Consider the following 25,971-nt stretch of genomic DNA (forward strand, 5'->3'; position numbering starts at 1 on the left):
GCCGGATGCACGCCTTCCCCTCCTCCCCGGCCGGGACCGCCTCCGCCGGGGACGGCCTGCGGGCCGCCCTCGCCCGCCTCCTCGACGGGCTGCCGCCCCGGCAGGCGGCCCAGGCGGTGGAGCGGCTCATCGCGGCCTACCGCGGCCGCACCCCGACCGACGCCCCGGTGCTGCGGGACCGGGCCGACGCCGTGGCCTACGCCGCGTACCGGATGCCCGCCACCTTCGAAGCGGTGCGCTCCGCGCTCGCCGCCCTCCGTACCGCCGTGCCCGGCTGGGCGCCGGCGAGCCACACCGACGTGGGCGGCGGCACGGGAGCGGCGGTCTGGGCGGCCGCCGAGCTGTGGCCGGACGCCCCGGAGGCCCGGGGCGTCCCGGGCGGCCACCGCCGCACGACCGTGCTCGACTGGGCCGAACCGGCGCTTGCCCTCGGCCGTGAACTCGTGGCCGCGGCCGGGCCGGAGGCCCCGCGCGAGGTGGAGTGGCGGCGCGCGGACGTCGGCGCCGGGCCGCGGCTGCCGGAGAGCGACCTGGTCACCGTCTCCTACCTGCTGGGGGAGGTGACGGCCGGGGACCGCCGCGCGGTGGTCGCCGAGGCGGCGCGCGCGGGCCGTGCCGTCGTCCTGGTCGAACCGGGCACACCCGAGGGCCACCTGCGTCTCCGCGTGGCACGCGAGCAACTCGTCGAGGCCGGGCTGCGGATCGCCGCGCCCTGCCCGCACAGCGCCGGCTGCCCGGTCCAGCCGGACCGGGACTGGTGCCACTTCGCCGTCCGCGTCGGCCGTTCCTCCCTGCACCGCCGGGTCAAGGGCGGCACCCTGGGCCACGAGGACGAGAAGTTCGCCTACGTCGCCGCCGTACGGGCCGGGGTGACGGCCGGCGGCGACGGCGGGCCTGCGGGCGGGACCAGTGGGAGCGGCGGGAGCGGCGAGGACGGCGCGGGTCCCTCGCGGGTCGTCCGCCATCCCCTTCTCCGCAAGGGGCAGGTGCTGCTGGACCTGTGCACCCCGGAGGGCGCGCTGCGCCGGGAGACGGTCACCAAGCGGCAGGGTGCCCGCTACCGCGTGGCCCGGGACACCCGCTGGGGAGATCTCTGGCCCCCGGCGGAACCCGGCCCGGCCCCGGAGGAGGAACGGGACTAGCCCTCGGCCGGCCCGGCCCCGCCGCCCGGGAGAGGGACCGTCTCCCTGTCTCTCTGGCTCCCCGTCTCCTCCCTGCCCCCTGGCTTCGCCCTTCGGTCCTTCCCGCCGTGCCCCTCCACCACGGCATCGCCGCACCTTCGGCTCCCGGGGGAGCGCGGGGGTGGACAGCGGCGCAGGCGGGGGCGCACGGCGCGGGCAGCACGGAGGCCGGCGCCCAGGGCGCACCATGACCCACGTCACGCCCGCCGTCCCGGTTGGGCACACCGGCCACTTCCGGACCGGGAAGGTGGCAGCATTGACCGCACCGGTCGAAGTGAGGGGCTCGATGGAACGCGAAAAAGGGTTCTCCCAGTGGCTGCGTCGTCGCCCGAGGGGCGGCGGACGTGGTGCCGCGGCGGCCGAGGAGGCCGCCGCCGAGCGTGAGAACCTGCTGCTCGCGGCCGTGGCCGCGGGCTTCCCGCTGGCCGAGGCCGCGTTTCCGGAGGGGTACGGCTGCTCGTGCGACCGGATCGGCTGCCCCACCCCCGGCCGCCACCCCGTCTCCTTCGCCTGGCAGACCCAGGCCACCACCGACGCCGACCGCGTCCGCCGTCTGCTCCGCGCCCGTCCCCCGGCCAACTTCGTCACCGCCACCGGGATCGACCACGACGTGCTGGACGTTCCCGCCGAGGCGGGCTACCAGGCCCTGGAACGGCTGGAGGCCGAGGGGGTGGAGGTCGGCCCGGTCGCCGAGAGCGGCGGGGGCGGCTCCCTCGCCCGGGTACTGTTCTTCACCGCCACCCGCGGCACCCCGGAGGACGAGGACGAGTGGTGGCCCTGTGAACTCGACTGCCACCCCGAGACGATGGACGAACACCCCGGGCTCCGCTGGCACTGCCGCGGCAGCTACGTGCTCGTCCCGCCCGCGGAGCTCCCCGCCGGGGGGACGGTGCGCTGGCTGCGCGGTCCGGAACGGCCGCTGCCCGACCCGCTGACCCTGCTGGAGTCCCTCACGGACGCCTGCGCCCGCTACGCCGACGTGGACGGCGCCGACCTCGGGGCCCCGGCCTGGCCGCTCGGCCGCTGAGTTCCCACCCGGTCCACCACGTCCGCCCGGCGCGGTCCGTCTCGATCGCTTCCCGGAGCGGGTTTCCGTGGCCGGATCGGCCGGATCCGGAGCGGGCCGCGCCGATGGCGGCCCCGGGTGCCTTCCGCCGGTTCGGCGCAGGAGGGGCCGGTGCGTGTGGGCGGCCCGGGGCCGGGGCGGCAGGACGGAGGGGACCGCCATGGAGGCGCGCTCTCCGGGAAGGGCTCCCGTCCGGTCCGCTCATCGGAGTTTCCGCTTGCCGGTGTCCCGGTCCCGTTCCCCGCTCTCCTGCTCTCCGGCTTTCCGGTGCCGAGCGGTCCCGCCTCCGCGGATCTCGGCGGATCTCGGCGGATCTCCGTGGAGTTCAGCTGCCGCGCGCGGCGGTCAGGCCCTCCAGCCGGTTGAGGAAGACCACCGTGCCGCCCTCCTCCTTCGACGGGATCTTCACCGCCGACTGCGTCAGCCGTACCAGCGTGAGGTGCTTCTCGGGCTTCCCGGTCAGCAGCGCGTTGGCCTTGGCGTCGTTGATCTTGTTGATGGTGAAGCCCTCGGCCATCGTCTGCTTCTGCGTGTGGTGGGCGGCGAAGAAGACGAGCGCGCCGCCGTCCGCGGTGCGCAGCGCCACCGTCCGGTACTGCGGCGGTTCGGCGGGCTGGTCGGCGAACTGGGTCCAGTAGCGCGGGGTCCTGGCCTCCCGCTCGCGGAATTCCCGTTGCGTGGTGGTGGCGTAGCCCTTGCCGAAGAGATCGGCCGGCTCGCCCTTCTGGAGGTAGTCGGTGTACGAACGGCCGATCTCCGGCCAGTCCGTGACGAGGCCGGCGCCGTTCGGGCCGGTGAGCGGGTCGGCGTAACCCTCCTCGTCCAGTGCGAGTTCGGGCACCTCGTCCCGGCTGAGGATCGAGAGGTACGCGGCCTTCCACGGGTCGGCGGCCCGGTTGCGGGTGAAGATCAGCAGCCAGCGGTTGTCGTCGCGGTTGCTCTCGGTGTCGGCGAGGAAGAACTTCGGCCAGCCCGCCTGCCGCGGGACGGAGAAACGCGCGTCGGTGAGTTCGAGCGGCGGGTAGTCCGGCAGCCCGTCGGGGTTCTTCACCCGGCGCGCCTTCAGATCTGCCTGGGCCATGGTGAGCAGTGCGCCCGTCTCCACCCGGGTGGTGAGGGCCGGGTCGAGTTCGCGGTTCGCCTCGTTGTAGCCGTCGGTGAACCGGGCGAGCGCCTTGGCGGCCTCCGCCTTCGTCACGGCCGGCACCACGGCACGCTCGCCGTGCACCGTCACACACCCCGTCAGCGTCAGCAGTGCTGTGGCCGACAGGAGCGCCGTCACACCGGACCACCTGCGTCTCATGGCGCTCCATGCTCCTTCGGACTGCTCGATTCGGCGCCACCCTACCGGGCCCCACCGACGGCCCCGGCCGGGGCTGTGTCCCCGAAGGGCTTCTCCACGGGGGCTTCACGGGGTGAGAGCCGGGGTGAGGACGGGGGCGCGCCCCGGTGGGACCGCCGGGTTCCGGTACGGGGCGCGGTCCGGCGCGCCCCGCCGGGCGGCCCGGGGGTGTGCGGAGGTCCGCCGTCGCGCGCCGCGCCTCTCCCTGTGCCCTCCCCGTGGGCTTTCCGAGGACACGGCCCCACCGGTGGACGGTGCGTGGCGCCGGCCGTTGTCCACAGCGGGCGGCGGCTGTCGCCGGCGCGTGCCATCATGCACCGTGCGTGGGCGACCGCCCACGAGGGGTGGGAACCGACGGGGACATCCGGGGGGATGATGACCGGGACCATGGGATACACGGCCGCGCTGCGCGAGTTGCGTGGCGCGCAGAAGGCGGCCAAGGGGGTGTCGCTCTACTCCCGCCACATCAACCGCCCGGCGGGGCGGGTGCTCGCCGCCGCCGCCTACCGGGCGGGGCTGACGCCCAACCAGGTGACGCTGGTCAGCGCTGCGTTCAGCTTCGCGGGGGTGGCCGCGATCGCGGTCCTCCCGCCGTCCTGGGCGCTGGCCGCCGCCGTGTGGGCGGCGCTCGTCGTCGGCTTCGCGCTGGACTCGGCCGACGGTCAGCTCGCCCGGCTCCGCCGGGAGAGCAGCGCGGCGGGCGAGTGGCTGGACCATGTGGTCGACGCGGCCAAGATCACCGCGCTGCACGCCGCGGTGCTCGTCTCCTTCCACCGCTTCTTCGAACTGCCCGGCCCCGGCTGGCTGCTGGTGCCGCTGGGCTTCCAGCTCGCCGCCGTGCTGATCTTCACGGGCGGGCTGCTGGCGGACAAGCTCCGGCCGAAGGTCCCGGCGGCGCGCCCGGGCCCGGGGGAGCCGCCCGCGGGGCCCGCGCCGTCCGCGCCGCCCTCACGGCTGCGCGCGGTGGCGCTGCTCCCGGTCGACTACGGCGTCTTCTGCGCGGTCTTCCTGCTGCTGGGCAGCGAAACCGTGTTCCTCACCGGCTACACCGTCCTGTTCGCCGCGCATGCGCTGTTCCTCGTGGCGTTCATGGCGAAGTGGTTCCGGGAGCTCCGGGTACCGAGCGCGATACGCCCGGGGTGACGGGCTGGGCCAGGGTGTCCAGGGCGCGCCGCAGCTGGGTGCTGGAGGTGTGCACGGTGTACGGGAAGTAGACGACTTCCACGTCCACCGTGCGGAAGTCCCGCTCCAGCTTCTCCCCCTTGGGGGTGCCCCGCCAGTCGTCGCCCTTGAAGATCCGGTGGAAGCGGACCTGCTGCCAGGTCTCCAGCTTGTCCGGCACGGTCTCCACGAAGGCGGCGTCCACGAAGCGGATGGAACGGACGATCTCCAGCCGCTCCACCAGCGGCACCACGGGCCGCCGTCCTTTGGCCAGTTCTGCCATCTCGTCCGAGACCACGCCCGCGATGAGATAGTCGCAGTGGGCGCGGGCGTGTCTGAGGATGTTGAGATGCCCCACGTGGAACAGGTCGTAGACACCCGGTGCGTAACCGACGGTGTGGGTCACGGTCGTCACGGTGGTTCCCCCCTTCCGGTCGCGCCCCCCGGCGCGCCGATCCGACGATAGCCGGACCGGGGCTGCCGCCAGGGCCACATGACGAAGGATCAACCCGACCGGGGACTGGGCGCGCCCCGGCGGTGAACGGCTAGGGTTTGACCGATTCGACTCCGGGGGGAGGGACGCGCCATGCCGGACACCGGTACGGACGCGGCGGGGCGGGTGCTGCTCGTCTCCACCAACTACGCGCCCGAACAGGCTGGTATCGGCCCGTACGCGACGCAGATCGCCGAGCACTGGGCGGCGGAGGGACGCTGGGAGGTCCACGTCCTCGCCGGGGTGCCGCACTACCCGGCCTGGCGGGTGGACCCCGCCTACCGCGGGGTGTGGCGCCGCGAGGAGACACGGGCCGGGGTGCGGGTGCACCGCCGCCGCCACACCGTCCCGTCCCGGCAGACGGCGCTGCGCAGGGCGGTGTACGAGGCCTCGATCCTCGCCGGGGGGCTGCTCGCCCCGCCGCGCACCGGGCGGCTCGACGCCGTGGTGGCCCAGGTGCCCAGCCTCGCCGGCGGTCTCCTCGCCGCGCGCGTCGCCCGGCGCCACGGGGTCCCCTACGTCCCCGTGGTGCAGGACCTCATGGGGGCCGCCGCCGCGCAGAGCGGCATCCGCGGGGGCGGCCGCGCGGCCGCGGCCGCGGCCGCCGTCGAGCGCCGGGTGCTGCGCCGGGCGGCGCTGGTCGGCGTCATCCATGAGACGTTCACCGACCGGGTGGTGGCCATGGGGGTGGCGCGGGACCGCGTCCGGCTGGTCCCCAACTGGTCGCACGTCGCCCGCCCCTCCGCGTCCCGCGCCGCCACCCGTGCCCGGCTGGGCTGGCCCGAGGGGCGCACGGTGCTGCTCCACTCCGGCAACATGGGGCTGAAGCAGGGGCTGGAGGTGCTGGTCGAGGCCGCCCGCGCCGAACCCGGCGTGGACATCATCCTCATGGGCGACGGCAACCAGCGCGCGCGCCTGGCCGAGCTGGGCCGCGGCGTGCCCAATCTGCGCTTCCTGCCCCCGGCCGGCGAGGCGGAGTTCCCGGACGTGCTCGCGGCGGCCGACGTCCTCGCCGTCACCCAGCGCGCCTCCGTCCTGGACATGTCCATACCGTCCAAGCTCACCTCGTACTTCGCCGCCGGCCGGCCCGTCGTGGCCTCGGTCGCCGCGGAGGGTGGCACCGCGGGGGAGGTGCGGCGGTCCGGCGCGGGCGTGCTCGTCCCGCCGGAGGACCCCTCCGCACTGCTCGAAGCCGTCCGCCGCCTGGCCGCCGACCCCGCGGGGGCGGACGCGCTCGGCGCCCGCGGCCCGGCCTATGTCGACACCCATCTCAGCCGCGCGGCGGGGCTGGCCCGGATCACCGGCCTCCTCGACGAGGCGCTGGGAACACCCGCGAGAGGGAGGGGTACCCCCCGATGACGGTGGTACAGCCCGGCGCCCGGCCGGCCCAGGAGGACGAGCCGGACCTGCTGCGCGAACAGTTCCGCCAGCTGCTCCGCTACCGCGCGCTGATCGTGGCCGGCGTGGTCCTCGGACTGCTCGGCGGTGCCTGGGTCGGCCTGGCCGGCGGCTCCGCCTACGTCGCCACGAGTGAGGTGACGGTCCGGTCCGCCACCTTCGACCCGTTCTCCCCGGGCGGCGGCTCCGCGGAGAAGGACATCAGCATGGGCTCCGAGCGGCAGACGGCGCTCAGCAACGCCGTCGCCGCCCGCGCCGCGGCGGAACTGGGGGCGCCCGACGACCCGGAGGAGGTGGAGCGCCTCCAGGACGGACTCCAGGTCACCAACCCGCCCAACACGCTGGTGCTCCGCTTCGCCTACACCGACGACTCCCCCGCCCGCGCCGCGAAGACCGCGAACGTCCTCACCCAGGCGTACCTCGACAACCGGCGCGCCCAGACCCGATCCGTGATCAAGAACATGATCGAGGGGTACGAGGAGCAGCTCGAACCGCTGAAGGAGCAGCGCGACGACCTCGCCGAGCAGATCGAGGGCCTCGGCGCCGGACGCGCCCTGGACACCACGCTCTCCGTGCAGTCCGGGGTCATCGGCCGGATCTCCGAACTCAACAGCAGCATCACCCGCCTCAAGGCGGTGGACACCACCCCGGGCTTCGTGGTGCGCACCGCCACCGCTCCCGCCGATCCCTCCGGGCCCGGCCTGCTCGTGCTGCTGGGCCTGGGCGCGGCCGTCGGCGTGGGCGTCGGCCTGGTCGCCGCCTGGGTGCGGCTGGTCTTCGACCCCACCGCCCGGTCCGTCGGCGATGTCGTGCGCGCTCTGCGCGCGCCCGTCCTCGGCACGCTGCCCCGCCCCCGGCGCGGCCAGCCGCGCACCCTGCTGGCCCAGGGCCGGGTCGCCGAGGAGTACCGCTCGGTGGCCTTCCGCCTCGCCTACGACCAGGAGTTCGCCGAGCGCCGCCGGCTGCTGGTCGTCGCCCCGCGCGGCTCCCTGGATACCGCGGCCGCCGCCTCCGTCAACCTCGCCGCCTGTTTCGTCGAGATGGGGCGGGACGTCGTCCTCGTCGAGGCCGACCTGCGGAATCCGCAGCTCTCCGCGCGGCTGCGCTCGGCCGAGGGCATCCGCCCCGGCTGGGCCCGCCCGCCGGCCCGCGGGGACAACGTCTGGCCCAGCGGGCTCCAGATCCCCATCGACGCCGGGGAGTCGGGCGCCTTCGAACTCGTCCCCGGCAGCCGGGTCCGCAACGTCGCCCGCGCGCTGACCTCCGGGCACGCCACCCAGCTCTTCGCCACGGCCGACACCCCCGGTTCCGTGGTGGTCGTCCTCGCGCCCGCCGTGCTCTCCTACGCCGACGCGATCGCGCTGGCCGACCGGGTGGACGGGGTGCTCGTGGTCTGCGACCCGCGCGAGGTGCGCCGTGACGACCTCGCCCGCGTCCGTGAGCTGGTCTCCGGCGCGGGCGGCACGGTCCTCGGGGCGCTGCTGCACTCCGAGGAGTCCGCCCGGCGCAGCCGCGTCCCGGCGCTGCGCCGCGGCCGGCGCCACGCGGCCCCGTCCGATACGGAGCACGGGGCGGCCGTCCCGGAGCCGGCCGGCGGTGCCGGTTCCGCGGCCTCCGCCACCGACCGTACAACGGCCGGAGCGTCTCCGTCCGGCTCGGGACGGCCCGGTGCCCCGGGCGGGGCGGCGGGGAGCGGCGGTGCCGGGAGCCACGGCGGCCTCCCCGCCGGCCCGGCCCACCGGTGACCGATCACCCACCCGGTCCCGGGCCGGACCCGGCGTCCTCCGGGGCCCGGCCGTCCTCCGGGCCCGACCCGGCTTTTGAGGCCGAGTCGTCCTCCGGGGCCGAGTCGTCGTCAGGAGCTGAGAGCCCCTCCGGGGCCGGACCGGCTCCCGGGCAGGGTCCGGTTCCCGGGCCGGGCCGGGCTCCCAGGCCGGGCCCGGCGCCCCCGCGGAGTCCGGTCCCCGGACCGCGTTCGGCACCCGCGCCCACTCCCGCACCCGCGCCCGCGCCCACCCCTGGGCCTGCCGGCGGCGGGCCGTCCGGTGCGGAGCCCGGGGACGGACCGCCGGGACGCTCCGGGGACGGCGGGCTGCGGACCCGGGCCGCCGTGCTCTGTTCCGTCGCCGACCAGGGGGTGTCGGCGCTCACCAACATCGCGGTCCTCATCATGGCGGCGCGGCTCTCCACGGCCGCCGGATTCTCCGTCTTCTCCATCGTCTACACGGTCTTCACGGTCCTGCTCGGCCTCACCGTCGCCTATGTCGGGCAGGCGCTGGTGCTGGAGCGCGGAGCCCCGTCCGCCGTCCGCTCGGCCTGCCGCTCCGCCGTGGGCTTCACCGCCGTGGCGTCCACCGCGGCAGGCGCCCTCATGGCCGCCGCGCTCGTCCTCGTGCCGGGGGAGACCGCCCGCGGGCTCGCGGTGCTCGGCCTCGTCCTGCCGGTGGTGCTGACCCAGGACGCGGTCCGCTACTGCTTCTCGGTGCTCCGGCTGCCGCATCTCGCCCTGGTCACCGATCTGGTGCGGCTCGTGGCGGTCGTCCCCGCGCTGGTCCTCCAGCCGGACGGCAGCGAGCCGAGCCGGCTGATCGCCGTGTGGGGGCTGTCCGCCCTGCCGGCCCTGGTGCTGGGCGCCGCGCTGCTCCGGCCGCGGCTGCGCGGAGCCCAGGGCGACCCGCGCCGGCTGCTCCGCCGTGGCCACCTCGGACGCCGTTTCGTACTGGAGTTCGCCGTCGGCAACGCCGCCGGCCAGCTCGCGATCATCGGACTCGGCGTCTTCGCCAACCCGCTGGCCGTCGGGGCCCTGCGGGGCGCGGTCGCCCTCTTCGGCCCGATGAACGTCCTGTTCAACGCCGCCACGTCGTTCGGCCCGCCACTGCTGAACCGGGTCGCCTCCACCGCCGGACGAGTCCGGGCCACCGCCGTCCTGGCCGCCGTCCTCGCGGTGGTCGCCGCCTGCTGGGCCGGGGTGCTCGTCCTGCTGCCGGACGGGGCGGGGCGCCAGTTGCTCGGTGACACCTGGGCCGCCGCCGCCGCGCTGCTGCCCGCCACCGGCGCGCAGTACGCGGCCATCGCCCTGGGCACCTGCGCGCTGCTGACCCTCCGGGTGCTCAGCCCGCGCTCCACCCTGCCGATCCAGGTGGTCTTCTCCCTGCTCTCGGTCGGCTTCCTGATCGGCGGTCACCTGCTCGGCGGGGTGCTCGGCGCCGCCTGGGGACTGTGCCTCGGTTCGGCGCTCAAGGCCACGGCGGCCTGGACCCGCGCCATCCGGCTGCGGAACACGCCTCCCCCCGCGCCCCAGGCCCCGGCCGGTCCGGCCGGCGGGTGACTCCGCGCCCCGGTCTCACGCGGAAGGCGCCCCGCGGCGGGCGGGGCGCCTTCCGTGCGTGACGGGCCGGGAGAGCCCGGCGCGGGGTCAGCCAGCGGCCTGCCCGGTGCCGCCCTGGGGGTGGTTCCCGTGCCGGCCGTGACCGTGGCCGGGGTGGCCGATGCCGCGCAGCACCCGGGTGAAGAGTTCCGCGTGGCGGCGCTCGTCCCCGGCGATGTCGGTGAAGAGCGCCGCGGCCTCCTCGTCCCCGGCGCGCCGGGCGCGCTCCGCGTAGGCCGGGTAGACCACGGTCGACTCGTAGCGCTCGCCGCTGATCGCGGTCCGCAGATTGCTCCTCGTGTCGGAGACCAGGCCGGCGAGGGCGGCCTCGGACGCGAAGTGCTCACGCAGCTCGACCTGGGCCACGCCCCGGAACAGCCGGGCCAGCGCGTGGTTGCCGCTCCGCTCGGCCTGCCGGGCGTAGAGCAGGTACGAGGCGTTGGCGAGGGCCTCACCGTGCAGCGCGGCCTCCAGGTTGGCCCGGGTCCGGGGTGAGGTGACCTGGGGCTCGCCCGCCGGAACCTCGACGGGGTCGACCGTCGGCGGCGCGGGGACGCGGCCGCCCTTCCCGGTGATCGCCTCCAGTGCCTCGGTGAACGCCTCGCGGTGCTCGTTCTCGTCGGCGGCGATCTCGGTGAAGAGTTCCGCCGCGTTCTCGTCGCCGTCCCGCCGCGCCTGGTCCGCGTAGTCGGGGTACATCTCCCGGGCCTCGTGGGTCTCGCCCTGGATGGCCTTGCGCAGATTCGACTCGTCGTCGCCGACCGCGTCCACCAGTTCGGCCAGCTCGGAGAAGTGCTCCCACAGTTCGGTACGGGCGGTCCGGCGGAACGCGGTAGCGGCCTCGGGCTGCTTCTCGCGCTGCGCCTGGGCGGCGAAGAAGCGGTACGAGGCGTTGGCGAAGGACTCTCCGCCCATGGCCGTCTCCGCGTCCGCGACGGTGGAGAGGGCGAGCGGCTCGGGCGCGGGGGCGGTGGGGGGACGGGTGGGGGACGACGGGGGAGCGGGGTGCTGTGGTGCCGCCGCTCCGGCGGTGGCCGTGACACCGGCCGTCAGGGCAGCGGCCGCGGCCAGGGCGAGCGCCGCGAGGGCACGGGTGGGGGTGGCAGGCATGGAATTCTCCTCTCCGGCGCCTTGGGACGCCGGCACGGTGACGGCAGAGCCCTCCCACCCCGCGGCGGCCGGTTCACCGGCCTCCGGCGGTGATCGCCCGAAAAGAGCGATCATCACACCGTCAAGGGGGAACCACCCGCCCGTCCGGCCCCCGCCTGGGCCCCCGTCCCGGCCCGGGCCCCTGCCCCCGGCCTGCCTCCCGCCCCGGGGCCCTGTCCCTCCTGGCGCGGTCCGGGAACCCCGGCCCCGGCCCATCGTCACCCCCGGCTCTCAGGTCGCCACCGTCCCCGCCCCGGGGCACCCGGGCCGCCGCCCCCGCGACTCCCGCCCGGCCGCCGGCCCTGTCCGGCCCCGCCCGGACCGCCCGGACCGCCCGGACCCGCCTGCGCGTCCGCTCAGCGGAGCAGCTTCCGGGTGTCCGAGCGGAACGTCGTCACCAGCGCCAGGCAGAACAGCGCGATGCCGATGCGCCCCGCCGCCTGCAGCAGCGGACCGCGGAGCAGGATGAACGAGTATCCGGCGATCAGAGGGATGACGATGGCCATGATGTTCCCGGGCCGCTCGTCGTCCACCGTACGCAGGGTGTACCGGCGGTCACCGCGGGCGCAGAGGTACCCCAGCCCCAGGAAGCCGCCGGTCATGCCCACCGAGCCGAAGTCCAGCCACAGCTCGGCCCAGAGCGGCGAGGAGAGGTTGGTGTTGGTCATCCCCATCCACTGGCCGACCCGCACCCCGGAGTCCAGCGGTTTGCCGTCCCAGACCGAGCGGGGCACGAAGAAGAGCACGGTGCCGGTCAGCTGGCGCCCGTAGGCGTGCCCCGCCCCGGAATCGACAAAGGTGATCGTGTTGGCGAACATGCCGATCTGGTCGTAGTCCTTGAGGGTCAGCGGCTCCACGAACGAGGAGGACTGCACCTCCTTGCGGCCCTCCTCGTCGTAGCGGAAGCGGTCCATGAACGGGAAGAGGAGCAGCGCCGCGATCACCCCGAGCGCCAGGGACGTCCGGTACATCACCGGGCTCTTCGGGAAGGCCGTGAAGAGGATCGAGAACGCCACGGTCAGAAACCAGTACCGGGGGTTGGAGATCGGGTTGTTGACGACGACGTTGACGGCCACCAGCCCGGCGAGCATCAGCAGCACCAGCGGGCTCCGCCGGGGCACCTTGGAGGTGACCATCCAGCGCAGCAGGAACAGCAGGGCCAGCAGTGCCGGCACGGTACCGAAGCCGCGCAGGAACGCCGAGCCCACGTTGGAGTCCCCGGCGCCGCCCGACGCGCTCGCCCCGATGGACTCGCTGATCTCCTGCCGGCTGCTGAAGAACACCGCCGGCCCGCCGAGCTGGACGACGAACACCGCGCTGCAGGCACAGGCGAAGAGGACCAGCAGGTAGAGCCGCCGGCGCCCCACCGAGGCCGTCGGCGGTGACCAGCGGATCCGCAGCGACGGGCGGTGCCGCGCCAGCAGCGCGCCCACGTCGAAGGCGACACAGCCGCAGAGCACCAGCACCAGCGCGAGCACCGTGTCCGACCGCGGCCCGACGACGGGGGTGGGCGTCCGGCCCAGCACCGCCTGCGCCAGCGGCGCCACCCCCATGGCGATGTAGCAGAACAGCCAGAAGGCGCCCTGGATCAGCCGCCGCCGCGCGGTCAGCACCATCGCGGACAGCCGCGCGCCCGTGTAGCAGGTGAGCGCGAGCTGCAACCAGTACGCCTCGTCCCGCACCCCGTCGCCGTACTGGGACGCCACCACGGCCGGCAGCCCGAAGACCAGTCCGAGGATCAGCGGGACGGACAGCGCCCGCGAGAGCACGGCGCGCGGGGCGTGACGGGCCTCCGCGGACGCCTCGCGCGCCCCCGGCCCCCCTCCGCCGCCCGGAGCGGTGCCCTCCGCCGGCCCGGCCGGTGCGGCCGGTGCGTCGGTGGTCATGTCCCCCCTGTCCTACGGCTGTTGAGGCCCCCAGGGGCGCCACCCGGCGCCCGCCCTCCGGCCAGCAGTCTAGAAGCGCGGCGGCCCGCGCGGACCCGGCGCGGGCTTCCTCCCCGTACGGCTGCGGGCCGGCGCGGCCCGCGGATACGCTGACCGCCACGGTGCCGGGGGGCATCGGGGGGAGGAATACCACGTGAAGGTCCTGCACGCGGTCACGCTGCACACGCCCACACACGACTTCGGGGGGCCCACCCGGGTCGCGCTGAATCTCTCGCGCGGTCTGCGGCGGCGCGGGGTGGACGCCCGGATCACCGCGCTCGGCGACCGCTTCGACGGGCCGCTGCCCGACTCCGTGGAGGGGGTGCCGACCTGGCTGTACCAGGCCCGGCACGTCCTGCCCGCCTTCGAGGTCAGCGGGATCACCTCACCGGCCATGCTGGCCCGCGCGCGCCGGATGGTGGCCGGTGCCGACCTCGTCCACGTCCATCTGATGCGGGATCTGGTCACCCTGCCCATCGCCCTCACCGCCCTGCGCACCGGCACCCCGCTGGTGCTGCAGACGCACGGCATGATCGACCCGACGGAGAAGCGCGTCGCGCAACTCGTCGACCTCCTCGGGCTCCGCAAGGTGCTCCGCGAGGCCGACGCCGTGCTCCACCTCACCGAGAGCGAGCGGGAGGACGTCGAGGCCGTCGCGGTGCCCCGCCCGCTGCGCCGCACCCACCGGCTGGTCAACGGCGTACCCGCCCAGGAGCGCCGGCCCGCCACCTCCGGGGATCGCCCGCCCACCATTCTCTACCTGGCCCGGGTGCAGGCCCGCAAGCGGCCGGAGGACTTCATCTCGGCGATGCCGGTCGTCCTCGCCAAGTACCCCGGCGCGCGCTTCGTGCTGGCCGGACCGGACACCGGTCCGCTCGCCGACGACATGCTGGCCCTCGCGGCCCGGCTCGGGGTGGCCGATTCCGTGGAGTACGTCGGTCCGCTCGGGCACTCCGAGGTCATGGAGCGGCTGCGGAGCTCCGACGTCTACGTCCTGCCGTCGATCGTGGAGCCCTTCGCCGTCTCCATCCTGGAGGCCATGTCCGTGGGGCTGCCCGTGGTGGTCACCCGCACGGGCGGGCTCTCGCCGGACGTGGCCGCGGCCGGCGCCGGCCGCGTGGTGGACAGCCGCCCGGACGCGGACAACGGGCCGCTGGTCGGCCAGGCGATCCTGGAACTGCTCGACCCGGCCGCCAACGCGGAGGCCTCCGACGCGGCCTGGAACCTCATCCGGGACAAGTTCTCCATCGACGCCGTCGTCGAGGATCTGCACGGGCTGTACGAGGAGGTCGTCGCCGGCCACCGGCGCTGATCGCGGGCCGGGGCGCCCCGCGCCAGCCCCTCTCCGCCGGGTCCGCCCGGACGGGGCCGGGCGGGCCGGCGAGGGAGTGCGGGTGGCCAGGGCCGGTGGCCGGGTCCCGCCCCCGGCCCCCCGGGCCGCCTCGGCTGTCAGCCCGTGCGGCCCGTCCGGCGCCCCTCCCGGGTCTTGAGCCCGATCTGCCACCGGTAGAAGCTCATGGCCAGGGCGTAGTCCAGGCCGGCCCGTCCGTCCAGGAAGCCCAGCTTGTAGAGGTAGGCGTAGCCGAAGGAGACCAGCGGCTTGAACGGCGCCTGGTGGAACAGGCGCCCCTGCCGGGTCTTGGCCAGCCGGATCTCCTCCCGCACCGCCGGGTGGAGCTCCAGCCACGCCTCCCAGTCCGAGTAGCGGTTGTGCCGGTCGAACCAGGTACGGACCGGGTCCAGATCCTCGTGCTCGATCGGGGACCGCAACCGCCGCACGGGATCGGCGATCGGCTGGTAGTGCCCCTCCTGCTCGCCCATGCCCGGCGCGTCCAGATCGCCCAGCACCGGGAAGTAGGCGCGGTTGCGATCCATCAGGGCGCGTTTGACGATGGTGTAGCCGTGGCGCAGCCGCTTCCCGCCGAACCAGTAGCCGAGCGGGATGTCGAACGCGGCGGCCTCCACCGGGCGGGAGAAGAGGTCCCGCAACTCGGCCAGCAGCGCCGGGCTCAGCCGCTCGTCCCCGTCGAGGAAGAGCACCCAGGGGATCTCCGGGCGCACCTGGTCCAGGCACCACTGCTTCTTCTTGGGGTACGTGCCGTCCCACCGGTAGGGCACGACCTCCGCGCCCAGCTTGGTGGCGATCGCCCGGGTGTCGTCGGTGCTGTCCGAGTCGACCACGGCGACCGCCTCGAAGTGGCCCATGACCGACCCGAGGGCCGCCGCGATGTTCTCCTCCTCGTTCTTGGTCGGTATCGCCACGAGGATGGGGAGTCTGCTGCTCATCCGGTGCCTCCCAGTCTCAGCCAGCTGTGGCAGCCCGTGGAGGTGAAGCCCCGGGCCGCCTTCGGGATGGTGATGTCGATGTCCCCGCCCTTGGCGCGCCCCGAGCCGGAGTCCAGCGGCTTCCCGCCGGCCCCCGTGACCTGCCAGGAGCACTCCTCGCCGCCCCCGCCGTCCTCGCCCGAGGGGCCGGACGGGCCGGGGCCGGGCGAGCGGTAACGGCCGGGGACCACGGTCGTGCCGGCCTTCCGCTCGGCGCCGACGGTGAACTCGCCGTCGGTGTGGCCCCGGTCGGCGGCCTCCACCGTCGACCGGTATGTCGGGCAGAGGTCGGAGACGGCCGCGCGGGCGTTGGTGATCTCGCCGAGGATCAGCGCGCTCACCGCCATCTCCGGGTCGAGCTCGTTCAGGAACCGCAGGCGGTCGCAGGCCTCCTGGCCGCCCTCCAGCACCGCCGCCGGGTCGTGGCCCTTCGGCACCCGCCCGGAGAGGTACTTCTTCTCCTTCGTCGTGAACGAGCGCTCGGCCGCGTCGAGCTGGTCGTCCGGCACCTTGGGGCCGGACGGCACGCCCCCCGCGTCCGGGCCCTTCCCGTCCTGCGGGGTGTCCGAGCGCTCCCCGTCCCGTGGGGCGGACGCGGAGGGGGAGGCGCCGGGCCGCCCGGCGTGCTCCCCGCCCCCGTCGTCGCCCGAGCCGCAGCCCGCGAGCAGCACGGCGGCGGCCGTCGCCAGGGCGACGGCCGCGCCGCGGCGGGCACCGTGGCGGCTCACGGCGCCCCGAACGTCAGCACCAGCGCGGGACGGGCGGCCGTCCCCGACGCCTCCCGCGAGGACAGCCAGAGGTTGTCCGTGCCGTCACCGGTCAGCGCGAGGTCCAGGTTCTGGCCCAGCTTGCCGGAGACCGCGGAGGTGCTCAGCGCGGTGGAGTAGGTGCCCTGTGGGGTGGTGGCGCCCGTCAGGGTGCCCAGCGCCGTCCCGGACAGCTCGGGCCGGTTCGTGTACGTGGTGCCGGTCTCCGACCAGGAGCCGGTGATCGGCACCACGCGGAACGTGTCCGTGGAGCCGGCGAAGGAGTCCCCCGTCAGCGTCACCCGCAGGGCGGCGCTCTTCAGCACCTTGCCGGACGGCGCCGAGGGCAGCGGGAAGCGCAGGTAGGACTCGTAGAGCGCGGAACCGCGGGCCGCGAGCTGCCCGGCCGTGCCGTGGTTGGCGCTCGGCGCCTGCTGGTTGACGTAGGTGTCGGCCGAGGGCTGCACCGTGGTGACCGTGTCCGAGGGCGCGGTGCCCAGGGTGTGGTGGCGCTGGATCTGGTTGGCGCTCAGAGCCGTCGGGTAGACGGCGGTCTCGTCGAGCTGGCCGGCGAAGTAGTCGCTGCTCGGACGGGTCGGGTAGCCGCTCAGGTTGTCCCCGCCGAAACGCCAGTAGCCCGCGAAGTTCTGGCTGCTGACGACCAGCAGGTTGCTCGCCCGGAGCTGCCCGTCCACGTACAGGCGCATTCCGCTGCTGCCCAGGGTGGCGACGACATGGTGCCACTTGCCGTCGTTGTAGGACGCCGTGGTGGTGACGGTGCGGACGAATCCGCTGTTGACGCCGAAGATCAGCCGGCCGTTGTTGGCCATGTAGATGTGCTTGTCATGACTGGAGCTGTTCTCCAGCTGGCGGTTGCCGAAACCGGCGAGCATGCCGCCGCTCGTGGTGGTGGTCTTGAACCAGGTCTCCACGGAGAAGGCGGCCGGGCGTTCGCGCCGCTTGTCGCTGTAGGTGTAGGAGTCCGTGCCGTCGTGGCCGAGGGCCGTCCCCGTGCCGGGCACGGCGCCCGGGGCGACGGCGCGCTCGGGTCCGCCCCGGTGGATGCCCGCGCTGTCGGCGGGGGCCGAGGAGTCCGCGGCGAAGGTGCCGGACGGCTCGTCGTAGCGCCAGTAGAGCTCGGCGCCGTCGGCGACGACCTGCTGGGCGTACGCCTCGGGGGAGACGGCGGGGACGACCGACCGGGGCGCCGAGAGCGCGCTGGTGTTGGTGCCGTCGCTCGCGGTGATCCGGTAGGTGTACGTGGCTCCGGGGGTGACGTCCGTGTCGGTCCAGCTCAGCTGGGGCCGGTCCCAGGGCAGTGCCGAGGCCGTCACGGTGTGCACCGGGGTGGAACCGCCGTTGCGGTAGACGCGGTACGTCAGCTCGCTGTCGTCGAGGTCGATGCTCGGCTGCCAGCGGACCGTGACCCGGCCCGGCTGGGTGCTGGACGCCTCGGTCTGCGGTGCCGGCGGCGCTCCGGTGTCGGGGCTGTCGGCGAAGCGCGTCAGCCCCTGCTGGCCGCCGCCGTTGACGGTGGTGAACTCCCCGCCGACCCACAGGTAGTCCTTGCCTCCGGAGGAGGCCAGGGACAGGGTGCGCGGGCCGATCATCTCGCCCAGGCCGTCGTTGGTGTCGGGGAACCAGCCGAGCAGCGTGGGGTCGTCCACGGACTGCGCCAGCAGGTGGTACCGCGGCTGGTTGGGGAAGGCCCCCATGCTGCTGCAGTCGTGCGCGTGCGAGCCGCTGTAGAGGACGTCCCGGTAGGTCTGCACGGCCTGGGTCGCGCCCAGGCAGGTGTCCCGCCAGCGCTGGTCGAGAGTGCCCAGGTCATAGGCGACGCGCCCGTCGAAGACGCCGCCGCCGGTGCCCTCGCTGCCGGTGTAGACCCCGGAGGCGTCGGCGTGGATGTCCTTGACCACGGAGGTCCGCGGGAAGAAGCCGAGCGGGTAGCGCTTGGTCACCACCCCGCTGGTGGCGTCCACTCCGGCCAGCGCGTGCGAGTCCTGGCCGCGGATGGTGAAGAAGTCACCGCCGAGCAGCACCGTCCCGCCGTCCGGGGTGACCTCGATCGCGCGGCCGGGGTAGTCGGCGTCCGCCTGCCAGGGCAGGGTCGAGCCGCTGGTGGAGACGGCCGCGAAGTAGTCCCGCGACTGGCCGCCCACCGTCCGGAAGTCGCCGCCGAGGTAGACCGCGTCGTCGGTGACGGCCAGCGCCCGCACGGTGGCGTTGACCGACGGCCGGAAGTCCGTCCGGGGCGTGCAGGTGCTGATGTCGATGGCGGCCAGGCTGCTCACCGGGACGCCGTTCACGGCGCCGAAGAACCCGCCCGCGTAGAGCGTCTTCTGGTCCGGCGAGACGGCCAGCGCGCGCACCGTGGCGTTGCCGGAGCCGACCGTGAAGGACAGGTCGCAGCCGGTCGGCGCGCCGGTCGCGGCGTTCAGCGCGGTGAAGTTCACCGCCTCGCGTGACTGGCCGCTGCCGGCGCCCGTGCCGGGCGGTCTGACGGCCGTGAAGGTGCCGCCCGCGAAGACGGTTCCCCCGGCTGCCGCCGTCGCCCAGACGATGCCGTTCGTCTGCCAGGTCGGCAGTTCGTCGGCCGTCATGGCGACGGGCGGGGTGAGAGCCGCGGCCGGCGGAGCCGACACCGCCACTCCCACCAGCGATCCGGCTGCCAATGACATGGCAGCCGTCAATACCCCCACTGTGCGCATGTGCCCCCCCGGGCTGTACTTCCCGGCACGGCCCCGACGGCCGCCCGTAGCAGGCGAGATTAAGGCGTCGCCCGCCCCTTGGTCATCCCATCACGGGAACTCATCTTGTCGGACTGCGGTCACCCCGGCCCGGTTGTGCTCCGGCCGGGGCGAACCGCGGTCCGTCCGTGTCCTGCTGCGCCCTGCCGTGCGCCGCCCGCGCCCCCTCACGGCGGTCCGCGGTGTCCCGGGGTGGCCCGCGACGGCCGGGGGCGATCAGCCGGGACGATCAGCCGGGAGGATCGGCGGGGAGGATCGGCGGGCACGCCTCGCCTGCGGTTCCGGGCCGGCCCGTCAGCGGTCGATCCGCACCGCGGTGCCCGCGAGTTCGGCGTCGAGCCGTGCGCAGTCGGCCTCGACCATGATCCGGGCGAGTTCCGGCCAGCGCACCTGGGGTGTCCAGCCGAGCAGCGACTCCGCCTTGGCGGCGTCCCCGATGAGCGCGTCCACCTCGGCGGGCCGCTCGTACTTGGGATCGAACCGGATGTACTCGTTCCAGTCCAGGTCCACCGCCGCGAAGGCCGTCTCCACGAACTGCCGCACGGTGGCGGCCTGCCCGGTGGCCACCACGTAGTCGTCCGGCTCGTCGCACTGGAGCATCCGCCACATCGCGTCGACGTACTCCGGGGCGTAGCCCCAGTCCCGCACGGCGTCCAGGTTGCCCAGGTAGAGCCGGTCCTGGAGGCCCGCCTTGATCCGGGCCACGGCCCGGGTGATCTTACGGGTCACGAAGGTCTCGCCCCGCCGCGGCGACTCGTGGTTGAAGAGGATGCCGTTCACCGCGAAGAGGTCGTACGCCTCGCGGTAGTTGACGGTCGCCCAGTAGCCGAAGACCTTGGCACAGCCGTACGGGCTCCGCGGGTGGAACGGCGTCCGCTCGTTCTGCGGTGGCGGGGTCGAACCGAACATCTCCGAGGACGACGCCTGGTAGATGCGGGTCTCCACGCCGCTGGCGCGGATCGCCTCCAGCAGCCGCAGCGAGCCCATCCCGGTGACGTCCCCGGTGTACAGCGGGGCGTCGAAGGAGACCCGGACGTGGGACTGCGCGCCCAGGTTGTAGACCTCGTCCGGGCACAGGTCGCGCAACAGGTTGACCAGCGCCACCCCGTCGGAGAGGTCGGCGTGGTGCAGCACCAGGGTGCGGCCGGGCTCCTGCGGGCCCTGATAGATGTGGTCCAGCCGCTCGGTGTTGAAGGACGAGGAGCGGCGGATCAGCCCGTGCACGGTGTACCCCTTGGAGAGCAGCAGCTCCGCCAGATAGGAGCCGTCCTGCCCGGTGACCCCGGTGATCAGCGCGGTTCTGCCCGCCGTCCGCCCGGTGACTCCGGTCTCCCCGGTGCGTCCCGCGGCCGTGTGGTCGTTCATCGGTGGTTCCCCCCTCGGGTCGGGGCCGTACGGCGTACGGCCCCGGTGCGGCCGGGGAAGGGCCGGCGGCGGCCCCTCCCCGGTTCTCGGTGTTCCCGGCGCGGTCCGCCGCGCCGGTCGCTGGTGTTCTCTCCTGTGGGCTGTGGTGTCCCGTGGCTCCGTGGCTCTTTCGCTCTGTGGCTCCGCGTTTCCCCGGCCTCGTGGCTTCGGGGCCCCGTGAGGCGGCGGCCCCGGTCGCCTCGTGGACGGCGGTCACCGGGTCGCCTGCCCCGGGGTTCCGGGTTTTCTGGCTTTGGTGCGCTACACGCCGAATGTCCTGGCAGAATCCCGCACATGACGACGGAGACGCGTGAACTTCTGCCGGCGGCGGCCCGGATATTCGTCGCGGGCCACCGCGGCCTGGTGGGATCGGCGGTCGCCCGCCGCCTCACCGCCGACGGCCATGAGGTGATCACCCGCGGCCGGGACCGCCTCGACCTGCGGGACGCCGCCGCGACCGAGCGCTTCCTGCGCGACGCCCGCCCGGACGCCGTGGTGCTGGCGGCGGCCAAGGTCGGCGGGATCATGGCCAACAGCACCCAGCCGGTGCCGTTCCTGGAGGACAACCTCCGCATCCAGCTCAGTGTGATCGCGGGTGCCCACGCCGCCGGCACCGGCCGGCTGCTCTTCCTCGGCTCCTCCTGCATCTACCCGAAGCTCGCCCCGCAGCCGATCCGGGAGGAGTCGCTGCTCACCGGCGCGCTGGAGCCCACCAACGAGCCGTACGCGCTGGCCAAGATCGCCGGCATCACCCAGGTGCGGTCCTACCGGCGGCAGTACGGCGCCTCCTACATCTCCGCCATGCCGACCAATCTCTACGGCCCCGGCGACAACTTCGACCTGGAGACCTCGCACGTCCTGCCGGCCCTGATCCGCCGTTTCCACGAGGCGAAGGAGTCCGGTGCCCCCGAGGTGACCCTCTGGGGCACCGGCACCCCACGCCGTGAGTTCCTGCACGTGGACGACCTGGCGGCCGCCTGCGCGCTGCTGCTGCGCCGCTACGACGGGGACGACCCGGTCAACGTCGGCTGCGGGGAGGACCTCACCATCCGTGAACTGGCCGGGACCGTACGGGAGGTGACGGGCTACGCGGGCGGCATCGCCTTCGACGCCACCAAGCCCGACGGCACCCCGCGCAAGCTGCTGGACATCTCCCGGATCTCCGCCCTCGGCTGGAAGCCGCGCATCCCGCTCCGGGACGGCATCGCGGCCGTCTACGCCGACTGGCGCGCGGAGACCGCCGGCCGCCGGGCGGACCAGGGACGCACGGGATAGCGGACGGGGCACGCCGGCCGCGCCACGGTCCCGCGGGTGGCGCGGCCCGCTCCCTCTCACCGGTGCCACGCGCTCAGTACGCTCCGCGTCCGTCGACCACGGCGCGGAAGGTACGGGCGAGCAGGTCCAGGTCCCCGCGCACCGACCAGTTGTCCGCGTAGCGCAGATCCAGCGCCACGCTCTCGTCCCAGGAGAGGTCGGACCGCCCGCTGATCTGCCACAGGCCGGTCAGCCCCGGCTTGACGGCCAGCCGGCGCATCGCCACCTCGTCGTACTGCGCCACCTCGTCCGGCAGCGGTGGGCGCGGGCCGACCAGGGACATCTGCCCGAGCAGGACGTTCACCAACTGTGGCAGCTCGTCCAGCGAGCTGCGGCGCAGCCGGCGGCCGACCCGGGTCACCCGGGGGTCGCTGCGCATCTTGAACAGCGGGCCGTCCTTCTCGTTGGCGGCGGCCAGTTCGGCGCGCCGCCGCTCGGCGTCGACCACCATGGTGCGGAACTTCCACATCGTGAACGGCTTGCCGTCCAGCCCCACCCGGACCTGACGGTGCAGCACCGGGCCGGGGGAGTCGAGGCGTATGACCAGCGCCAGCAGGGCGTAGAACGGGGCGAGCAGCAGCAGGCCGAGGGCCGCGCCCGCCCGGTCCAGCGCCGACTTCAGCGCCACCTGCGGGCCCCGCCGGTGCGGCGGGGTGATGTGCAGCAACGGGAGCCCGGCGACCGCGGTGGCGCGCAGCCGCCGCGGCGCGACATCCGTCAGCCCCGGGGCCAGCGCGAGCGGCAGGCCCGCGTCGTACAGGGCCCAGGCCAGCCGGCGCAGGCGCGTCCCGCTCATCCGCTGACCGGGCGCGACCAGGGCGAGGTCCGCCCCCGACTGCTCGGCGGCGCTCCGCACGGGGAGCCAGTCCTCCGCGGCGCGGGCGGGCGGGGTGGCGCCGAGCCGCGCCATCGCGGGCACCCCGGAGGTGAGCTGGGCGTCTCCGACCGCCACCACGCCCGTCACCACGTAGGCGTGGTCGGTGCGGGAGGCCAGATGTTCCACCACGGTGTCCGCGGAGGCCGGTTCCCCGATGACCAGGACGCGGTGCACGGCACGGGCCGAGCGGCGCAGCCCGGTGAGATGGCGGTGGACGGCCTTGGCGCACAGGATCGTCAGCATCGGCGCGAAGGAGAGCGCCACCGCGGCCGTCACCGGGTCGTACGCCTCACTTGCGGCTATGTGCACCACCGCGAGCAGCCCCAGCAGGTTCAGCCAGTCGTGGAGCACGGGGAAGACCCCGCGCGACTCCCCCAGGGCGTCGGAGGTGTAACGGCGCCGGGCGGCCCGGACCGTGACCCAGAGTCCCGCCGCGACAAGAGCAGCCGGTACGGGATGCGGCGCTCCCGTACCGGCCAGGACCGGAGCCACGGGGAGAAGGACTCCTCCGAGGTCCGCGGCGAGCGTCACGGGCAGATACCACCCGGACTTGCCGCCGGGTCTGTGGGGTGGCGCCCCCCCACGGGCGCCGGGCGCCGTGACGCGACCGGCCTTGGACATATCGATATGCCGCATGGACCCCCCTGGCACAGTGCGACTGTTGAGAGCGTGCCGTCCCTTCCCCAAGGGGTGGCACACTTGGTTTCACCGAACCGTAGGGCAACGGGTCAGGCGTCCGCTGCTGTTTGCCGAACTTTGCTCGGAGATATGCCTGAAATTCACTTCTTGGCGTGAACATGCGTCGTTGAGGTCGCGCCCGGGGTCTCGCTGTTGTAGGGGCCCTGACGAGGGCGCGGTCAGGCGCTGAGCGGGCGCCCGCCGGATCGTTCCGCCGCTCGTTCGCCCAGGTCACGGAAGAGGGCGGTGTTCAGGGCGAAGGCCCGCCGGCACTCCTCGATCACCCGCTGCTTCTCCGCCTCGTCCACCGGCAGGGCGTCCAGCCGGGCCCGGTACTCGCGCTTGAACGCGGAGGGGCTGCCCAGTCCCTCGAAGACGTAGAACCGCACGCCGTCGCCCTTGGGGGTGAAACCCCAGGTCTTCTCGGCGGTGGCGCGGATGATCTGGCCGCCGCTGAGGTCGCCGAGGTAGCGGGTGTAGTGGTGGGCGACGTAACCGGCCGGCCACCCGCGGGACACCTCCGCGATCCGGTCGGCGTACGTGGCGGTGGCGGGCAGCGGCCGGGAGCGGGCGCGGCCGCCGGGGCCGAGCAGATGGTCCAGATCACGCTCCAGTTCGGGCACGCGCCGCAGCTCCGGGCGGATGAAGGGGCCCGCCACCGGGTCCCGGGAGAGGGTGTCCGCCTGCTCCTCCAGGGCGCGGTAGACGAACCACAACTGCTCCGTGTAGAGGGCGTACGCCGAAACGCCGAGCCGCCCGCCGAGCATGTCACCGACGAAGGGCGCGTTCTCGGCCTCCGTGTGCTGGGCCTGAGTGGCGGCGCGGATCCGGGCGGAGAAGGGCGTGCTGCTGGGGGCGTCCATGACGGGCCTCCGGAGAGCGGTACGGGCGGAACGGGGCTCGGTCGGCGCTGCGGGCGTGCGGGAGGCGCAGAGGCGGAGAAGCGGGGGGCTGGGAGACGGGATGCGGAGAGGGGGCGCGGAGGTGGCGGGAGAGGGGGAGCGGTGGCCGATGTAGGGCTTTCTGCTCGGGTGCCGCTGGTGATGCGCCGGGATCTGCTCAGGTCTGATCGCCGCCTGATCGAAATCTGCACATGCGGGCTTGATTCCGAAGTCTATAACTTTCCGACAGGGTGTCGGGAAGGGTGAGGGCGCCCCGGCCCGGCAGCGGCGGCACGGCCGGGTGCCGGCCGCCCGGCCGTGCCGTGGCTCATGGGCCCTGCCCCCGGCGGAGGGCGTGGTGCCCGTGGGACGCCGGGTGAGGGCCGGTGCCCCCGGTCCTCCCCGCGCCGGTGCCCGCGGGACCTCGTGCCCCCTCCGGCGGAGGGCGTGGTGCCCGGGTGCGGGCCCGGGGTGAGGGGGCAGGGGCCGGGGGTCAGGGGAGCGTGAGGATCTCCGTTCCGGTCTCCGTCACGACCAGTGTGTGCTCGAACTGGGCCGTCCGCCTGCGGTCCTTGGTCACCACCGTCCAGCCGTCCTCCCACATGTCGTACTCGTGGGTGCCCAGGGTGAGCATCGGCTCGATGGTGAAGGTCATCCCGGGGCTGATGACCGTCGTCGCCTGCGGGCTGTCGTAGTGCGGGATGATCAGGCCGGAGTGGAAGGAGCTGTTGATGCCGTGCCCGGTGAAGTCGCGGACCACGCCGTAGCCGAACCGCTTGGCGTAGGACTCGATCACCCGGCCGATGATGTTGATCTGCCGGCCCGGCTTGACCGCCTTGATCGCCCGGTTCAGGGCCTCCCGGGTCCGCTCGACCAGCAGCCGGGACTCCTCGTCCACGTCGCCGCAGAGGTAGGTGGCGTTGTTGTCGCCGTGCACCCCGCCGATGTAGGCGGTGACGTCCAGATTGACGATGTCGCCGTCGCGCAGCACGGTCGAGTCCGGGATGCCGTGGCAGATGACCTCGTTCACCGAGGCGCAGAGCGACTTGGGGTAGCCGCGGTAGCCGAGGGTGGAGGGATAGGCGCCGTGGTCGCACATGTACTCGTGGGCCACCCGGTCCAGTTCGTCGGTGGTGACCCCCGGCGCGATGTGGGCCGCGGCCTCCTCCATCGCGCGGGCGGCGATCCGCCCCGCGATCCGCATGCGCTCGATCGTTTCGGCGTCCTGGACCTCGGACCCGGTGTACGGCGTGGGAGCGTCCCGGCCGACGTACTCGGGGCGCGGGATCGAGGCGGGGACGGGACGGCGAGGGGACAACGTCCCGGGGACAAGGAGCGACTGGCCAGACATGGGGCGAGTGTATCGGCGGCCGCTCGGGCAACATGAGCGGCAGAGCGGCCTTCCGGCCGCCGGGGGCCACGTCACCAGCGGCCTGCGGCGGGGAACCGGGCGAGCCGGAACCGGGATCGGCCGAGATCACCGGGGAATGGCCGAAGACCGCCGAGAGACAACCCAGAGACACGAGAGATACGAGAGATAGGGGCCTTCGATGGCGCTGTTCCGGAAGCGGGCGGCCGGCAAGGCGGGCGAGTGGTACTACTGCCTCCAGCACGGCAAGGTCGAGGAAGGTCCGGAGTGCCCGGCCAAGGACCGGATGGGCCCCTACCCGACGCGGGGCGAGGCCGAGCACGCCATGGAGACGGCCCGGGAGCGGAACGCCGAGTGGGAGACGGATCCGCGCTGGCACGACGGGGACGCGCCGCCGGACGGCGCCCGCCGCGCCTGACGGTCCCGGCTCCGGTCCCGGCCCGGAGGCTCGCCGCCGGCATGGAGGGCGAGGGAGTGAGGGAGGGGCCGGCGGTGGCCGGTGGCCGGCCGTGGGCCATCGGACGTGGGCCGCCGTCCACGTCCAC

At 74.4% G+C, this 25,971-nt stretch carries 20 protein-coding genes; 9 read left to right on the forward strand and 11 right to left on the reverse strand.

What is annotated here, in order from left to right:
- Nucleotides 1–5: 5 nt before the first annotated feature.
- Together HCK00_RS03595 and HCK00_RS03600 are read left to right on the forward strand one after the other, a co-directional pair.
- Entirely contained in the window at nt 6–1,142 is a 1,137-nt protein-coding gene (locus tag HCK00_RS03595; protein ID WP_168100250.1) for a small ribosomal subunit Rsm22 family protein, read from the forward strand.
- A 325-nt stretch (nt 1,143–1,467) separates the two neighbouring features.
- Nucleotides 1,468–2,208: a bifunctional DNA primase/polymerase gene (locus tag HCK00_RS03600; protein WP_168100251.1), complete on the forward strand. Its 741-nt coding sequence runs from the start codon at nt 1,468–1,470 to the stop codon at nt 2,206–2,208.
- A 364-nt stretch (nt 2,209–2,572) separates the two neighbouring features.
- Here HCK00_RS03600 and HCK00_RS03605 read toward each other — a convergent pair whose 3' ends face one another.
- Nucleotides 2,573–3,550: an SCO2278 family lipoprotein gene (locus HCK00_RS03605; RefSeq protein WP_240965194.1), complete on the reverse strand. Its 978-nt coding sequence runs from the start codon at nt 3,548–3,550 to the stop codon at nt 2,573–2,575.
- 426 nt (nt 3,551–3,976) lie between these two features.
- Here HCK00_RS03605 and HCK00_RS03610 point away from each other — a divergent pair, with 426 nt between their 5' ends.
- Complete coding sequence (locus HCK00_RS03610) at nt 3,977–4,732, forward strand: CDP-alcohol phosphatidyltransferase family protein (RefSeq protein WP_240965195.1); 756 nt, start codon at nt 3,977–3,979, stop codon at nt 4,730–4,732.
- Here HCK00_RS03610 and HCK00_RS03615 read toward each other — a convergent pair.
- A complete protein-coding gene (locus tag HCK00_RS03615) occupies nt 4,677–5,156 on the reverse strand; it encodes an FAD synthase family protein (protein WP_168100398.1) in 480 nt (159 codons plus the stop codon). The genes HCK00_RS03610 and HCK00_RS03615 overlap by 56 nt on opposite strands.
- Before the next feature lie 180 nt (nt 5,157–5,336).
- Here HCK00_RS03615 and HCK00_RS03620 point away from each other — a divergent pair, with 180 nt between their 5' ends.
- The 3 genes from HCK00_RS03620 (at nt 5,337) to HCK00_RS03630 (ending at nt 9,969) form a co-directional block, all read left to right on the forward strand.
- Nucleotides 5,337–6,602: a glycosyltransferase gene (locus tag HCK00_RS03620; RefSeq protein WP_168100252.1), complete on the forward strand. Its 1,266-nt coding sequence runs from the start codon at nt 5,337–5,339 to the stop codon at nt 6,600–6,602.
- Entirely contained in the window at nt 6,599–8,386 is a 1,788-nt protein-coding gene (locus tag HCK00_RS03625) for a lipopolysaccharide biosynthesis protein (RefSeq protein WP_168100253.1), read from the forward strand. Before HCK00_RS03620 ends, HCK00_RS03625 begins: the two co-directional genes overlap by 4 nt.
- A 347-nt stretch (nt 8,387–8,733) precedes the next feature.
- Nucleotides 8,734–9,969, forward strand: a complete 1,236-nt coding sequence (locus tag HCK00_RS03630; RefSeq protein WP_168100400.1) for an MATE family efflux transporter — start codon at nt 8,734–8,736, stop codon at nt 9,967–9,969.
- A gap of 87 nt (nt 9,970–10,056) precedes the next feature.
- Here the strand turns inward: HCK00_RS03630 and HCK00_RS03635 are convergent, their stop codons facing one another.
- Both HCK00_RS03635 and HCK00_RS03640 read right to left on the reverse strand, forming a co-directional pair.
- Nucleotides 10,057–11,118 (reverse strand): ferritin family protein, encoded by a 1,062-nt coding sequence (locus HCK00_RS03635; RefSeq protein ID WP_240965196.1) that lies wholly within the window; start codon nt 11,116–11,118, stop codon nt 10,057–10,059.
- A gap of 395 nt (nt 11,119–11,513) precedes the next feature.
- On the reverse strand, nt 11,514–13,043 hold the full coding sequence (locus HCK00_RS03640) for an O-antigen polysaccharide polymerase Wzy family protein (RefSeq protein WP_240965197.1): 1,530 nt from the start codon (nt 13,041–13,043) through the stop codon (nt 11,514–11,516).
- A gap of 193 nt (nt 13,044–13,236) precedes the next feature.
- Here HCK00_RS03640 and HCK00_RS03645 point away from each other — a divergent pair, with 193 nt between their 5' ends.
- Nucleotides 13,237–14,394 carry a glycosyltransferase gene (locus tag HCK00_RS03645; RefSeq protein WP_168100254.1) on the forward strand — a complete coding sequence of 386 codons (1,158 nt, stop codon included), beginning with the start codon at nt 13,237–13,239 and terminating at the stop codon, nt 14,392–14,394.
- Nucleotides 14,395–14,531: 137 nt separating this feature from the next.
- On the opposite strand, the gene HCK00_RS03650 is transcribed toward HCK00_RS03645, so the two are convergent.
- The 4 genes from HCK00_RS03650 to gmd all read right to left on the reverse strand — a co-directional run bounded on the left by HCK00_RS03650 (nt 14,532) and on the right by gmd (nt 20,268).
- Complete coding sequence (locus tag HCK00_RS03650; RefSeq protein ID WP_168100255.1) at nt 14,532–15,368, reverse strand: glycosyltransferase family 2 protein; 837 nt, start codon at nt 15,366–15,368, stop codon at nt 14,532–14,534.
- A complete protein-coding gene (locus HCK00_RS03655; RefSeq protein WP_168100256.1) occupies nt 15,365–16,135 on the reverse strand; it encodes an Rv1352/Rv1906c domain-containing protein in 771 nt (256 codons plus the stop codon). The genes HCK00_RS03650 and HCK00_RS03655 overlap by 4 nt, the downstream gene beginning before the upstream one ends.
- Complete coding sequence (locus HCK00_RS03660; RefSeq protein ID WP_240965198.1) at nt 16,132–18,834, reverse strand: LamG-like jellyroll fold domain-containing protein; 2,703 nt, start codon at nt 18,832–18,834, stop codon at nt 16,132–16,134. The genes HCK00_RS03655 and HCK00_RS03660 overlap by 4 nt, the downstream gene beginning before the upstream one ends.
- Nucleotides 18,835–19,197: 363 nt before the next feature.
- Nucleotides 19,198–20,268 carry a GDP-mannose 4,6-dehydratase gene (gene gmd, locus HCK00_RS03665; protein WP_168100257.1) on the reverse strand — a complete coding sequence of 357 codons (1,071 nt, stop codon included), beginning with the start codon at nt 20,266–20,268 and terminating at the stop codon, nt 19,198–19,200.
- 333 nt (nt 20,269–20,601) lie between these two features.
- Here gmd and HCK00_RS03670 point away from each other — a divergent pair, with 333 nt between their 5' ends.
- On the forward strand, nt 20,602–21,582 hold the full coding sequence (locus HCK00_RS03670; RefSeq protein ID WP_168100258.1) for a GDP-L-fucose synthase family protein: 981 nt from the start codon (nt 20,602–20,604) through the stop codon (nt 21,580–21,582).
- 73 nt (nt 21,583–21,655) lie between these two features.
- Here HCK00_RS03670 and HCK00_RS03675 read toward each other — a convergent pair whose 3' ends face one another.
- The 3 genes from HCK00_RS03675 to map all read right to left on the reverse strand — a co-directional run bounded on the left by HCK00_RS03675 (nt 21,656) and on the right by map (nt 25,408).
- On the reverse strand, nt 21,656–23,119 hold the full coding sequence (locus tag HCK00_RS03675; RefSeq protein ID WP_168100404.1) for a sugar transferase: 1,464 nt from the start codon (nt 23,117–23,119) through the stop codon (nt 21,656–21,658).
- 236 nt (nt 23,120–23,355) lie between these two features.
- Entirely contained in the window at nt 23,356–24,039 is a 684-nt protein-coding gene (locus HCK00_RS03680) for a biliverdin-producing heme oxygenase (protein WP_168100259.1), read from the reverse strand.
- Between the two features lie 511 nt (nt 24,040–24,550).
- Complete coding sequence (map, locus tag HCK00_RS03685; RefSeq protein ID WP_168100260.1) at nt 24,551–25,408, reverse strand: type I methionyl aminopeptidase; 858 nt, start codon at nt 25,406–25,408, stop codon at nt 24,551–24,553.
- A gap of 199 nt (nt 25,409–25,607) precedes the next feature.
- Here map and HCK00_RS03690 point away from each other — a divergent pair, with 199 nt between their 5' ends.
- Complete coding sequence (locus HCK00_RS03690) at nt 25,608–25,844, forward strand: hypothetical protein (RefSeq protein ID WP_168100261.1); 237 nt, start codon at nt 25,608–25,610, stop codon at nt 25,842–25,844.
- Nucleotides 25,845–25,971: the final 127 nt, after the last annotated feature.

The sequence above is a fragment of the Streptomyces zingiberis genome (genome assembly GCF_012034935.1).
GTDB lineage: Bacteria > Actinomycetota > Actinomycetes > Streptomycetales > Streptomycetaceae > Streptomyces > Streptomyces zingiberis.